Source organism: Methylobacterium sp. Leaf100 (assembly GCF_001422845.1).
Classification (GTDB): Bacteria; Pseudomonadota; Alphaproteobacteria; order Rhizobiales; family Beijerinckiaceae; genus Methylobacterium.
On the sequence record NZ_LMMW01000006.1, the window covers coordinates 42,714 to 54,473 of the forward strand.

The window sequence follows — 11,760 nt, forward strand, 5'->3', positions numbered from 1 at the left end:
CGTCCGTCCGGTTTCGCCAAAGTGTGTCGATTCGGTCACGCTTCCGCCGGCTTCGGGGGGTTGAGAGACCGCATTCGCCGCGCGCCGCAAGGAAACCCTCGCCCGATGAGCCTCGATCACGATCCGCGCCGCCCGCCGCCGTTTCCCGGCCAGCCCTATGCCGGCGCCTATCCCGAACCGGGTCGTCGCTCGGCCCTTCGCCGTTTCCTCGGCGGTTCGCCGGCGGCGGTGTTCGCCAAACTGCTGTTCCTGTCGATCCTGGTCGGCGCCGTCATGGCCATGCTCGGGGTGACGCCGGGCCTTCTGTTCTGGCACGCTTACGATGCCGTTCGAGCCCTCGTCGATCTCGGCCTCGACACCTTCCACGATTTCGGACGCTGGATCCTGGCTGGCGCCGTGGTTGTGGTGCCCCTCTGGCTGCTGTCGCGATTCTTCGCCGTTTCGAAGTGAGGTCAAGAACGAAGAAAGGCCGGCGTTTCCACCGGCCTTTCTCGAATGCCCGCTCGTGAGCGAACCGTTCAGCGAACCACGATGACCTTCGCGCCGACCTTGGCGCGGGTGTAGAGGTCGGCCACGTCGTCGTTGGTCATGCGGATGCAGCCCGACGAGACGGCGGTGCCGATGGTTTCCGGCTCGTTGGAGCCGTGGATGCGGTAGATCGAATTGCCGAGATACATGGCGCGGGCGCCGAGGGGGTTCTCAAGGCCGCCCTTCATGAAGCGCGGCAGATCGGGACGGCGACGCAGCATCTCGGCCGGGGGACGCCAATCGGGCCATTCGCGCTTCATCGTGATGGTCTGAACGCCGCCCCAGGTGAAGCCGGGCCGGCCGACGCCGACGCCGTAGCGCAGGGCTTGGCCGTCACCGAGCACGTAGTACAGGCGACGCTCGGCCGTGGAGACCACGATGGTGCCGGGGGCGTAATTGCCGGAATAAGCCACCTGCTCGCGCTGGATCGCCGACATCTGCGGCACGGCCGAGGCCATGGGGTCGGCCGGCGACAGCGATGCGTTGGAGGTCGGCACGGCGACGACGGCCACCGGCTCGGCCTGCGGGCGCACCCGCAGGACCAGGGCGTTGTCCAGGGGCTGGCGGGTTAGAGGGTCGATCTCGTAGGCGGCAGCGGGCGATGCCCACGCGCCAAGCGCACAGGCGAGCCCGGTGAGGGCGGGGGCGAAACGGCGCATCGGGGCCTCTCGAGGGCAGTCGGAAATCACGGCGATCAGCTCGACGCACGGTACCGCGCGAAGAATGCCCAAGACGTAAACGCTGGGGTTTCAAAGCCAAGCTCTATCCGCGGTGCAGCATCGCTTGCCGCGACGTCGTGACTCCATGGCCACAGTGTGGCGCCTTGGCCGTAAGGTCCTTCGGTTTCAGGCCAAACCTTCAAGCATCGTCGAGACCGAGATCGATGATCGGCGCGCTGTGGGTGATCCAGCCGCAGGAGATCAGATCGACGCCAGACGCAGCCACCGCCCCGACGGTCTCGCGGGTGATCCGGCCCGAGGCCTCCGAAATGGCGCGCCCGTCGATCATCCGCACGGCCTCGCGCAGTTGATCCGGGTTCATGTTGTCGAGGAGCACGGCGTCGGCGCCGACGGAGAGGGCCTCTTCGAGTTGGGCCAGGGTGTCGACCTCGCACTCGATCTTGACGAGGTGGCCCACATGGGCCCGCGCCCGGGTGATGGCCGGGACGATGCCGCCGGCCACCGCCACGTGGTTGTCCTTGATGAGCACGGCGTCGTCGAGGCCGAAGCGGTGGTTCGAGCCGCCGCCGGCCCGGACCGCATGCTTCTCGAGGGCACGCAGGCCCGGCGTGGTCTTGCGGGTGCAGACGATGCTGGCCCTGCCGTGCGGCCGCGCCGCCGTGACGAGGCCCGCCGTGGCCGTGGCGACACCCGAAAGACGGCACAGGAGATTGAGGGCCACCCGCTCGGCGGTGATGATCGCCCGCGCCGGGCCGGACAGGCGGATCACCACGTCGCCCGGCGCCACGGTGGCGCCGTCGCCGCGCACCACCGTCACCACCACGGCCGGATCGATGAGGCCGAAGGCGAGGACGGCGGCGTCGATGCCGGAGATCACGCCGTCCTGGCGGGCGGCGATGACGGCGTTCATCGTTAAGCATGCCGGCACGATGGCGTCGGTGGTGATGTCGCCGGCCCGGCCGAGATCCTCCAGCAGGGCTGCCCGCACGATGGGCTCGACCATGAGGCGGGGCAGCGGGACGAGGTGCAGATCGTCGGTCATGGAATCCCTCCCGGGCGTTTCGGGCAGTGGGCCGGAATCAGGCGAAGGCGGGTGCGTCGACTGCCGAAGAGCTCAGGACTTCGGCCAAGGTCGTTTCGGTGTGCCGGACCGGAGCTTGATCGGGACAGTCGCTGCGCCAGTGCGCCCCCCGGCTCTCCCGACGCGACAGGGCCGATGTGGCGACCACGAGCCCGACGAGGGCGGCGTCGCAGCCGGCCTCGGCTGCTGGCATTAGCCGACGGACCGCCTCCGCGAGGCCGTCCGCATCGCGCACGACGCCGACGCGTTGCTCCATGATGGCGCGGATCGTCGGCAGATCCGACGCCGGACGGGGCTGCTCCGGCACCGCCTGCGCGGCCCCCGGGACCGGAACGGCCTCAATGGCCTCGGCGATCCAGGGCGCGAACGCCATGGCTTCGAGAAGCGAATTGCTGGCGAGGCGGTTGGCGCCGTGCAGGCCCGTGGACGCGACCTCGCCGCAGGCGAACAACCCCGGTACGGTGCTGGCGCCGCTGCCATCCACCCTCACGCCGCCCATGTGGTAGTGCGCCGCCGGCCGCACGGGGATCGCCTCGTGCTGCGGATCGATGCCGGCCGTCGCGCACAAACCGGCGACCGTGGGAAACCGCGTGGCCATGCGAGCGCCCAAGGCGCCGCGGCAGTCGAGGAACACCTGCGTGCCCCGTGCTTGCGCCTGAAAGATCGCCCGGGCGACGACGTCCCGGGGCGCCAGATCCCCACCCGTGATGCCGGCCATGATCGGGGCACCCAGTCCGTCGACGAGCCGCGAGCCCTCGCCGCGCAGGGCTTCGGTGGCAAGCGGCATCGGATCGGCGCCGACCGCGATGGCGGTGGGGTGGAACTGAACGAACTCCATGTCGCGCAGGCTGGCACCGGCCCGGGCCGCCAGGGCAAGGCCGGCCCCGGTGGCGCCGCGCGGATTGGTCGTCGATGCGTAGAGTGCACCGATCCCGCCGGTGGCGAGCACCACGGCGCGGGCCGCCAGACGCAGCCGCGTACCGCCGCGCTCGCACACAACGCCCGCGATCGCACCCTGACGGTCGTGCATCAGATGACGCGCTTGCGCCACGACCACGTCGATGGACGGCGTGGCGGACACGGCCCGTACCAGGGTCTCGAGGACGAGACGACCGGTCGAATCGCCGCCGGCTCGTACGATGCGACGGCGGGAATGGGCAGCCTCGAGCCCGAGCGCGAGGGCCCCGACGGTATCCCGGTCGAACGGGGCATTCAGGCCGACGAGCCATTCGATGAGGCCAGGGCCGGCCGCCGCGACGCGTTCGGCGACCTCCGGCTCGCTCAGGCCCGCGCCCGCCGCCAGGGTGTCGGCGGCGTGAAGGGCCGGTGCGTCGTCCTCACCCATGGCGGCGGCGATGCCGCCCTGCGCCCAGCCCGTGGCGGTGCCGAGCCCGAGGGGACTCGCCGTGACCAGTGTGACGGGACGCGGTGCGAGGCGAAGCGCCGTCGCGAGACCGGCGACGCCGGCTCCGATGACGATGACGCGGTCCGGCGTCGCGAAGGAGAAGGGTGCGTGCGCGTTCATCGCGGCCGCACCGCGAGCATGCGCTCCACCGCCAAGCGCGCCCGGTCGGCGAGTTCGGGTTCGACCGTGACCTCGTGAGTCAGGGTCTCGAGGGCGCGGCGGATGTTCTTCAGGCTCATGCGCTTCATGTGCGGGCACAGGTTGCACGGCTTGATGAACTCGATGTCCGGGTTGGCCGCCGCGATGTTGTCGCCCATCGAGCACTCGGTCACGAGCACCACCTGCCGGGGGCGCTTCTCGGTCACGAAGTTCATCATCATCGCCGTCGAGCCGGAGAAATCGGCTTCGGCCACCACGTCGGGCGGGCATTCGGGATGAGCGATGACCGTGACGCCCGGATAGCTCTCGCGCACGGCGTGGATATCCGCCGGGGTGAAGAGTTCATGGACTTCGCAATGACCGGCCCAGGTGAGGATCTCCACCTCGGGCACCAGGGCCTGCACGTTCTGGGCGAGGAACTCGTCGGGAATCATAAGAACGCGGGGCGCGTTGAGGGACCGAACCACGTCGACGGCATTGCCGGATGTGCAGCAGAGGTCGGATTCGGCCTTAACGGCCGCCGACGTGTTGACGTAGGTGACGATGGGAACGCCGGGATACTTTTCGCGCAGCCCCCGCACGTCGGCGGCGGTGATCGAATCGGCGAGCGAGCAGCCGGCGGCCATGTCCGGAATGAGGACGGTCTTGCCCGGGTTGAGGAGCTTGGCGGTCTCGGCCATGAAATGCACGCCGGCCAGCACGATCACGTCGGCATCCACCGTCACGGCCTCGCGAGCCAGCGCCAAACTGTCGCCGACGATGTCCGCCACCGTATGGAAGATTTCCGGCGCCTGATAGTTGTGGGCGAGGATGACCGCGTTGCGCGTCTTCTTCAGTTCCAGGATCGCCGCAACGTCATCGGCGAGCGCCGGCCATTCGATGGCGGGCACGTGCCGGGCGACCCGCGCGTAGATATCGGGCAGGGGCAGGCCGGCATAAACCGCGGGCGCCGGAGCGATCGGAAGACTGGTGGCCGCCATGGATGCGTCCTCACTTATGCTCAAAATGAGCATTGTGCCGACTAACGTAGGGGCCCAATCCGCACTTGTCTAGATATGCTGGACTTGAGCATAACGTTTTTGCGGCGCACCCTCGATGGTGCGCCGCGGCTGTCAGGTGGGGCGTTTCGCCGGCCTGAGGCGGAAGCCCGGGGCAGGGCGTTCGAGGAGGACTTCGCGCCGGAACCGAACGAGGCGGGCCGGCCTGCCGGTGGCACCGCTGGTGACCCCATCGGTCTCTTCGACCAGACCCTGCTGAGCGACGAGCCGGCGGAAGTTCTGCTTGTGCAGATTGGTCCCCGACAGAGCCTCCACCGTGCGCTGAAGCTGGAACAGCGTGAAGGTCGGCGGCATCAGCTCGAAGACAACGGGCCGATACTTGATCTTGCCACGCAGGCGCCCGATGGCGGTGGCAAGCACCCGGCGATGGTCGAACGCCATGGGTTGTCCGGTCACCGGGAGGTCGGCGGGGCTCGCGGCACCCGACTGGCCTTGCGCCTCGGGAATCAGGCCTGCCTCGAACAGCAGTTCGTAGCGCTCCAGCACGCGCTCCTCGTTCCAGGTGCCGTCGCACAGGCCGAAGGTGAGGCTGAGGCGATCCTCGCGCCGGCGCTTCAGCTTCGGGTCGCCGGTCCCGCCGGCCCAGGCGAGGAGTTTCGGCTCGATCTCGGCCAGGGCCGCCGGCCGGCCCTCGCGAAAATCCTCCCAGGGCAGGTAGCGGTACCAGTTGCGCCACGAAGCCTCGGCGAGACCGCCGGGTCGAACCTCGCGAACCAGCGCGAGATAGGCCACCGACAGGGAATGCAGGCCCTGACTCTCGTCGCCCTGACGGTCGCGATCGCCGAAGGTGTAGAGCTGTTCGACGTAACCGAGGCGCTGATGGGTCTGGCGCTCGACCCACGCTCGCAGCCCACGTTCCAGGGTCGGGTGCTCGGGCACGAGGGGCCCGGCGGGCAGTCCGTCCGAACGGCCCGGCGCCTGCCCCTCGACCTGCACCGTCAGGGCCCGCGGCTCGCCGTCCGTCGCGGCGATGATGACGGCGACGAGCCCCACGGCGGACGGGTTGACGAGCGAGGCGTTGTCGCGCCCCTGCGAGTCCTTCACCGTCGTCACCTGGTCAGCCTCCATCTCGCACCGCGTGCATTTTGCACATCGTGCCGCGTGCTCATGGCACATCGCGCCGCCGTGATGAACGGCCAAACGGCATGGCCTATGGGTCAGGCTTCCTCCCGCCGAGGCAAGGGCCGGGCCGGGTTTCCCACCACCGTATCCCCCTCGGCCACGTCCCGGGTCACCACGCTGCCGGCGCCGACGATCGCGTGATCGCCGACGGTCACCCCCGGCAGGATGAGAGCGCCGCCGCCGATCCAGACGTTGCGGCCGATCCGGATCGACCGCGCGAACTCCAAACCGGCCTCGCGGGAAGCGGCATCGCGGGGATGATCCGCCGTGAGGATCTGGACCCCGGGTCCGATCTGCGTGCGCGCGCCGATATGGACCGGGGCACAATCGAGGATCACACAGCCGAAGTTGAGAAAGACATGGTCCTCCAGAGTGATGTGAAGGCCGTAATCGCAGTGGAAGGGCGGCCGGATGACGGACTCGTCGCCGACGGCTGCGAAGCGCTCGCGCAGGAGCGCGCGCCGGTCGCCGGGCGACAGACCGAGGGCCGCGTTGTAGCGCACCATCCAGGTCTTGCAGGCGCCGGCATCGGCCTGAATCTCGGGGTCGTCGGGATGATAGAGCTCGCCCGCGAGCATCTTCTGTTTCGGCGTACGGTCCATGCGGATCCCCCAATTGTGTTCGCCCCACCAACGCCGCCCCACCGGTCAAGCTCCCGAGCTTCCACCTTCGCGGGCCCTTGCGGCATGGGAACCAGCCCGTAAGACGAATGGGACGGGGCTGACCGGGGAGAACGCTGTGATCGGACGGGACGACGCGCCGGGGCGCACGGTGCCGGTGGATCTGCGCCTCTACGGAATCCTCGACACGGGATTCTGCGGCACCGATGTCGGGCGGCTCGCGGCACTGGCGAGCGCGGCGGCGCGCGGCGGCTGCACCCTCCTCCAGTATCGCGAAAAAAACATCGACGATGCCCGTGCCGCCCTGGCGCGCATCCGGGCGATCCACGAAGCCCTCGCGGGGAGCCATGTCCCGCTTCTCGTGAACGATCGCGTCGACCTCGCCCTCGCCGCGGGCGTCGAGGGCGTGCATCTCGGCCAGTCCGATCTCCATCCGGCCGATGCGCGCCGCCTCCTCGGGCGCTCGGCCATCGTCGGCCTGACCCTGAAGACCGGAGCGCAGGCCGACGAGCTCTACCGGCTGCCGGTGGATTACGCCTGCATCGGCGGTGTGTTCTCCACCGCGAGCAAGGACAACCCCGACCCGCCCGTCGGCCTCGATGGCCTCGGCCGCATCCTGTTCCGGGGCCGCCTCGCGCGGGGGCAGAACTTCCCCCTCGGGGCCATCGCGGGCATCGATTCGAGCAACGCGGCGGCCGTGATCGCGGCCGGAGCGGACGGAGTTGCGATCATCTCCGCCCTGTTCGCCGGGGATGATGTCGAGGCGCGGGCGCGCGACCTGCGCCACCGGGTCGATTCGGCCCTCGCCGCCCGCGCCGCGGTTCCGTAAGGTCGTCGCAGGACGCAAAGGCACGCCATGACCCCCATCGCCGTCACCATAGCGGGCTCGGATTCGGGCGGGGGCGCCGGCATCCAGGCGGACCTGAAGACCTTCGCGGCCCTGCGCGTCTACGGCGCCAGCGTCGTCACCGCGCTGACAGCCCAGAACACAGAGGGAGTCCAGGGCATCCACGACGTACCGGCGGCCTTCGTCGCGGCGCAGATGGACAGCGTCTTCGGCGACCTCGCGGTGACGGGGGTGAAGATCGGAATGCTGTCGCAGGTCGCGACCATCGAGGCCGTGGCGGCGGGTTTGCGCCGGCATGCCCGGAATATTCCCATCGTGCTGGATCCCGTGATGGTGGCGACGAGCGGCGACCGGCTCATCTCGGAGGACGCGGTGGAGGCCCTGCGCCACCTGCTCCTTCCGCTCGCCGATCTCGTCACCCCCAACCTGCCGGAAACCGGAACGCTGATCGGCGCCGCAGCGCCGAGGAGCGAGAACGAAGCCGTGGCGCAAGCACGGCAACTCCTGGCGCTCGGAGCCCGGGCGGTTCTGGTGAAGGGCGGCCATGGGGAGGGCGACGAGAGCGTGGATCATCTGCTGTGCGCCGATGGAACGTTGCGCCGGTTCGCCGCTCCCCGGGTCGCCACCCGCAACACTCACGGCACCGGCTGCACCCTGTCGGCGGCGGTGGCGGCAGGGCTTGCGCACAAGCGCCCCCTCGTCGAAGCGGTCAGGGACGCCAAATGCTACCTGACCGCCGCCCTCCAGGCGGCCGATACGATGCAGGTCGGGCGAGGACACGGACCGGTTCATCACTTCCACGCCCTGTGGACCTGAGACCACTGCCCGCCTTGCGCGTGTTCGAATTTTGCGTTTGAAGTACCGCACGTTCGTTCGATGTACGGAACGATCCGGCGGGTTACAGGGACAATGGACGATCAGGTGACGACCCCCGAGCGCGGGCGGCAGCGGGATATCCTGACGGGCGCCCAACTGCTTTCGGGTCAGCTCGGCAAGACGATCCAGCGCTTGCGCAAGGCCTACAACCTCTCGCTGTCCGAACTCGCGGAGCAATCGGGGGTCGCGAAGTCGATCATCTCCCAGATCGAGCGCAACGAGACCAACCCGACCCTGGCCACCATCTGGCGCTTGAGCCAGGCACTGGACGTGTCCATCGAGCGCGTGTTGGCGACCAGCGACGAAGAGCCGTTCATCGAGAAGACCTCGCGCGCCGACACGCCGATCCTCGTCTCGGACGACGGCAAGGTGCGGCTCGCCATCGTCGGGTGGATCAAGACCGTCGAGTGGCTGCAATGGTACGAGGTGTCGGCCGATCCCGGCGGTATCCTCGATTCCGATCCGCACCAGCGCGGCTCGGTCGAATCCCTCACGGTCACCACGGGGCAGCTCGAAGTCGAAGTCGCCGGCACGGTCCAGCGCGCCCGCGCGGGCGAGACCCTGCGCTATCGCTGCGACCGTCCGCACACGGTGCGCTGCATCGGTCCGGAGCCGGCCCGCGCCATCATGGTGGTGATCATGAAGGCGGCCGTGATGGAATGATCGTTTGGTGGACACACCGCTCTCGGGAATGAGCGCTACGTCCGCGAACGATCATCCGTCCGAAGGCCTCAACGGCCGGAATTCACCCACACGACCATTTCGCCGAGCACCCGCGCGAGCGCCGCGTCGAGCCCCACGGCGGCCGAGGCGACATCGACCTTCGCCACCGGGATGCGGGCCGTGAACACCCGAGCGGCAACGACCTTTCCGGTGCCCTCGGCGATGATCTTGGCGGAGAGGTCCACCACTGCCTCGCCCGAGCCCGCAGCGATGTCGAAGGCGCGGATCTCGGAGATGAGCTGGAAATCCGAGACGATCTTGTCGCCCGGCCGGCTCACGGACTTCAAGCGACCGGAATTTTCGAGGCTCTGGATCAGGCGCGTCTGGATCAGCCGCGGCAGCCGGTCGGCCCATTGGGCGCCGCCGAGGAAGGACAGGGCTCCGCCGGGCTCGCGCACGATGATGCGGTCGGCCTCGAACGGCTGGATACCGACGGGCTCGGCCACGGTGACGGAGCGCGCGGACGCGCTGACCCGACCCGAGGGCGGGAGCGCGGCGAGGTCGAAGGTGAGCGGCACGGCGCCGCCGCAGCCACCGAGGGCCACGGCGAGCAGGCTCACGCCGAGGGCGAGGGCCGGTGAAAAGTGGGTCATACGCGATCCGGACTTCGCAGCGCGACAGGCTGCGAGGGACAAACTACGGCAAAGCTCGTTTCGTGCCGTGCGCCGGGACACCCTCATCCCGGCAAAACAGCATTCAACGACCACCGTTGTATTCCGGCAACGACGGCTTGCCGCCGAAGATCACCTGGCTCGGGTCGCGCTCGAGGTTCTTCACCGTGCGGTTGAGGGTGTTGAGGGTGCGCTGCCCGTCCGTGGACAGGGCTTCGACCTCGCGCCGACCCGTGCCGCTGAGGCGGTTGAAGCTGGTTGCGATGTTCGACGTCCGTTTGTCGAGGTTCTCCGACAGGGTGCGGAACGCCTTGCCCGCGTCGCGAACGGAGATAGCGGCCTCACGCACCTCCGTGAACGTGCTGGTCCCGGCGGAACCCGAGGCCGAACCGAGGAAGCCCTCGGCCCCCTTCAGTACGGCGTCGACGCGGTCGGCCGAGGTATTGAGCTTGGCCATCATCCCGCGCGCGTCCCTGAGGGCGCCTTCGATGTCGGGACTGCCGGCCGCCAGCGCCGCCGAGAAGCGATCCGCATTGTCGATGACGCGGTTGAGCTTCTGTCCATCGATGGCCTTCACCAAGCCGCTCACGGCCGGTCCGGCATCCGCCAGGGTCTTCGAGAACGCCTCGACGTTGGCCAGCGTCCGGTTGATGGCGCCCTCGTTGCCGGCCACCACCTTGTCGAGGCGCTGGAGTACGTCGTCGGCCCGTTGGGCAATCTGCTTGGCCGCCGCCATCATGTCTTGGATGTCGGACGAATCGGCGAAGATCGTCGGCATCTGGTCGCCCGTACCGGTGCCCAGGGCCGGTGCATCGGCGTTGCCGCCGGACAACGAGATGGTGGAGACGCCGGTCAGCATCGCCGAATCGAGGCGCGCGCGGGTGTCGGCGCGGAGCGGCGTGGTCCGCTCGACCTCGACCACGGCGACGACGCGGCGCGGGTCCTGCGGCAGCAGGCGCACGTCCGTGACCTCGCCGACCTTGATGCCGTTGAACGCCACCGTCGAGCCCTTGGCCAAGCCCCCGACGCTGCCGGAGAAGACGATCCGCACGGCCTGACGAGCCTGGCTGCGCGAGCCGCCCTGCAGCCAGAACACGAAGCCGAAGGCCGCGACGAGCACGGCGAGGGTGAAGGCGCCGATCAGGGCGTAGTTCGCGCGAGTCTCCATCGGATCAGCGATTGCCCGGGTTCGGGGTGGACGCGCGGTGCGTCACCACACGGTGAAGGGGATCAGGCCGCCGCATGGCGCGTGCCGTTGGGGATGACCGCGCGGCCGCGCTTGCCGTGGAAGTAGGAGCGCAACCACGGATGGTCGCTCTCCAGCATCTCGGAAATGGTGCCCTGCGCGATGATCTGGCCGTCGCCGAGCGCCGCGATGCGATCGCAGGCGGTGTAGAGGCTATCGAGGTCGTGGGTGACCATGAACACGGTCAGGCCCAGGGTCTGCTTCAGGGTGGCGACGAGTTCGTCGAACTCGCCGGCGCCGATGGGATCGAGGCCCGAGGTCGGTTCGTCGAGGAACAGGATCTCCGGGTCGAGGGCCAGGGAGCGGGCCAAGGCCGCGCGCTTGATCATGCCGCCGGAGAGTTCCGACGGCAGCTTGTCGGCGGCATCGGGCTTGAGACCAACCATCTCGATCTTGAGACGCGCGAACTCGTCGAGCAGGCGCTCGGACAGGTTCAGGTGCTCGCGCATGGGCATCTGGATGTTCTGCTTGACGGTCAGCGCCGAGAACAGGGCGCCCTGCTGGAACAGTACGCCCCAGCGCTGCTCGATCTGCCGGCGCCGGGTGACGGTGAGGCCGTCCACGTCCTCGCCGAACACGGTGATCCGGCCCGACCGCTTGGGTACGAGACCGAGGATGGTCCGGGTCAGCACCGACTTGCCCTGGCCCGAGGGTCCGACGAAGCCCAGGATCTCGCCCCGGCGAATGTCGAGGTCGAGGCCCTTCATGACGATCTTCGAGCCGAACCCAACGACGAGGTCGCGGACGCGGATGATCGCGTCCGGCTCTGTGCCGGCTACGTGTTCACGGGTCGGCCGCTCGGCC

At 69.1% G+C, this 11,760-nt stretch carries 13 protein-coding genes; 4 read left to right on the top strand and 9 right to left on the bottom strand.

Features of this window, described 5'->3' with window-relative positions; all coding sequences use genetic code 11:
• Positions 1-105: 105 nt before the first annotated feature.
• On the top strand, positions 106-450 hold the full coding sequence (locus ASF25_RS05940; protein WP_056303867.1) for a DUF6460 domain-containing protein: 345 nt from the start codon (positions 106-108) through the stop codon (positions 448-450).
• Positions 451-518: 68 nt separating this feature from the next.
• On the opposite strand, the gene ASF25_RS05945 is transcribed toward ASF25_RS05940, so the two are convergent.
• The 6 genes from ASF25_RS05945 to ASF25_RS05970 form a co-directional block, all read right to left on the bottom strand.
• Positions 519-1,187, bottom strand: a complete 669-nt coding sequence (locus ASF25_RS05945; protein ID WP_056167464.1) for a L,D-transpeptidase — start codon at positions 1,185-1,187, stop codon at positions 519-521.
• Between the two features lie 199 nt (positions 1,188-1,386).
• Positions 1,387-2,250, bottom strand: coding sequence for a carboxylating nicotinate-nucleotide diphosphorylase (nadC, locus tag ASF25_RS05950; protein ID WP_056303868.1), 864 nt, complete (start codon positions 2,248-2,250; stop codon positions 1,387-1,389).
• A gap of 37 nt (positions 2,251-2,287) precedes the next feature.
• Positions 2,288-3,814 carry an L-aspartate oxidase gene (locus ASF25_RS05955; protein ID WP_056303870.1) on the bottom strand — a complete coding sequence of 509 codons (1,527 nt, stop codon included), beginning with the start codon at positions 3,812-3,814 and terminating at the stop codon, positions 2,288-2,290.
• Entirely contained in the window at positions 3,811-4,833 is a 1,023-nt protein-coding gene (nadA, locus tag ASF25_RS05960; RefSeq protein WP_056261131.1) for a quinolinate synthase NadA, read from the bottom strand. Before nadA ends, ASF25_RS05955 begins: the two co-directional genes overlap by 4 nt.
• Before the next feature lie 132 nt (positions 4,834-4,965).
• Entirely contained in the window at positions 4,966-5,979 is a 1,014-nt protein-coding gene (locus tag ASF25_RS05965; protein WP_244472915.1) for a hypothetical protein, read from the bottom strand.
• A gap of 89 nt (positions 5,980-6,068) precedes the next feature.
• Positions 6,069-6,635 carry a sugar O-acetyltransferase gene (locus tag ASF25_RS05970; protein ID WP_056303872.1) on the bottom strand — a complete coding sequence of 189 codons (567 nt, stop codon included), beginning with the start codon at positions 6,633-6,635 and terminating at the stop codon, positions 6,069-6,071.
• 136 nt (positions 6,636-6,771) lie between these two features.
• Here ASF25_RS05970 and thiE point away from each other — a divergent pair, with 136 nt between their 5' ends.
• The 3 genes from thiE to ASF25_RS05985 all read left to right on the top strand — a co-directional run bounded on the left by thiE (position 6,772) and on the right by ASF25_RS05985 (position 9,039).
• Entirely contained in the window at positions 6,772-7,482 is a 711-nt protein-coding gene (thiE, locus tag ASF25_RS05975) for a thiamine phosphate synthase (protein WP_056303874.1), read from the top strand.
• A 27-nt stretch (positions 7,483-7,509) separates the two neighbouring features.
• Positions 7,510-8,316, top strand: a complete 807-nt coding sequence (gene thiD, locus ASF25_RS05980; protein ID WP_056303876.1) for a bifunctional hydroxymethylpyrimidine kinase/phosphomethylpyrimidine kinase — start codon at positions 7,510-7,512, stop codon at positions 8,314-8,316.
• 93 nt (positions 8,317-8,409) lie between these two features.
• On the top strand, positions 8,410-9,039 hold the full coding sequence (locus tag ASF25_RS05985) for an XRE family transcriptional regulator (RefSeq protein WP_056167485.1): 630 nt from the start codon (positions 8,410-8,412) through the stop codon (positions 9,037-9,039).
• Between the two features lie 68 nt (positions 9,040-9,107).
• Here ASF25_RS05985 and ASF25_RS05990 read toward each other — a convergent pair whose 3' ends face one another.
• From ASF25_RS05990 to ASF25_RS06000, 3 genes are all read right to left on the bottom strand, one after another.
• Positions 9,108-9,692 carry an ABC-type transport auxiliary lipoprotein family protein gene (locus ASF25_RS05990; protein ID WP_056167489.1) on the bottom strand — a complete coding sequence of 195 codons (585 nt, stop codon included), beginning with the start codon at positions 9,690-9,692 and terminating at the stop codon, positions 9,108-9,110.
• A 103-nt stretch (positions 9,693-9,795) separates the two neighbouring features.
• A complete protein-coding gene (locus ASF25_RS05995; protein WP_056167491.1) occupies positions 9,796-10,878 on the bottom strand; it encodes an MlaD family protein in 1,083 nt (360 codons plus the stop codon).
• A 62-nt stretch (positions 10,879-10,940) separates the two neighbouring features.
• Positions 10,941-11,663 (bottom strand): ABC transporter ATP-binding protein, encoded by a 723-nt coding sequence (locus ASF25_RS06000; RefSeq protein ID WP_244474187.1) that lies wholly within the window; start codon positions 11,661-11,663, stop codon positions 10,941-10,943.
• Positions 11,664-11,760: the final 97 nt, after the last annotated feature.

What these genes read in the sequence shown, in the direction of transcription:
- ASF25_RS06000 (WP_244474187.1), bottom strand. Translation starts at nt 11,663, where the DNA reads ATGAAGGGCCTCGACCTCGACATTCGCCGGGGCGAGATCCTGGGCTTC.
- ASF25_RS05990 (WP_056167489.1), bottom strand. Translation starts at nt 9,692, where the DNA reads ATGACCCACTTTTCACCGGCCCTCGCCCTCGGCGTGAGCCTGCTCGCC.
- ASF25_RS05965 (WP_244472915.1), bottom strand. Translation starts at nt 5,979, where the DNA reads ATGGAGGCTGACCAGGTGACGACGGTGAAGGACTCGCAGGGGCGCGAC.
- ASF25_RS05940 (WP_056303867.1), top strand. Translation starts at nt 106, where the DNA reads ATGAGCCTCGATCACGATCCGCGCCGCCCGCCGCCGTTTCCCGGCCAG.
- ASF25_RS05995 (WP_056167491.1), bottom strand. Translation starts at nt 10,878, where the DNA reads ATGGAGACTCGCGCGAACTACGCCCTGATCGGCGCCTTCACCCTCGCC.
- ASF25_RS05945 (WP_056167464.1), bottom strand. Translation starts at nt 1,187, where the DNA reads ATGCGCCGTTTCGCCCCCGCCCTCACCGGGCTCGCCTGTGCGCTTGGC.
- thiD (WP_056303876.1), top strand. Translation starts at nt 7,510, where the DNA reads ATGACCCCCATCGCCGTCACCATAGCGGGCTCGGATTCGGGCGGGGGC.
- nadA (WP_056261131.1), bottom strand. Translation starts at nt 4,833, where the DNA reads ATGGCGGCCACCAGTCTTCCGATCGCTCCGGCGCCCGCGGTTTATGCC.
- nadC (WP_056303868.1), bottom strand. Translation starts at nt 2,250, where the DNA reads ATGACCGACGATCTGCACCTCGTCCCGCTGCCCCGCCTCATGGTCGAG.
- ASF25_RS05985 (WP_056167485.1), top strand. Translation starts at nt 8,410, where the DNA reads ATGGACGATCAGGTGACGACCCCCGAGCGCGGGCGGCAGCGGGATATC.
- ASF25_RS05970 (WP_056303872.1), bottom strand. Translation starts at nt 6,635, where the DNA reads ATGGACCGTACGCCGAAACAGAAGATGCTCGCGGGCGAGCTCTATCAT.
- ASF25_RS05955 (WP_056303870.1), bottom strand. Translation starts at nt 3,814, where the DNA reads ATGAACGCGCACGCACCCTTCTCCTTCGCGACGCCGGACCGCGTCATC.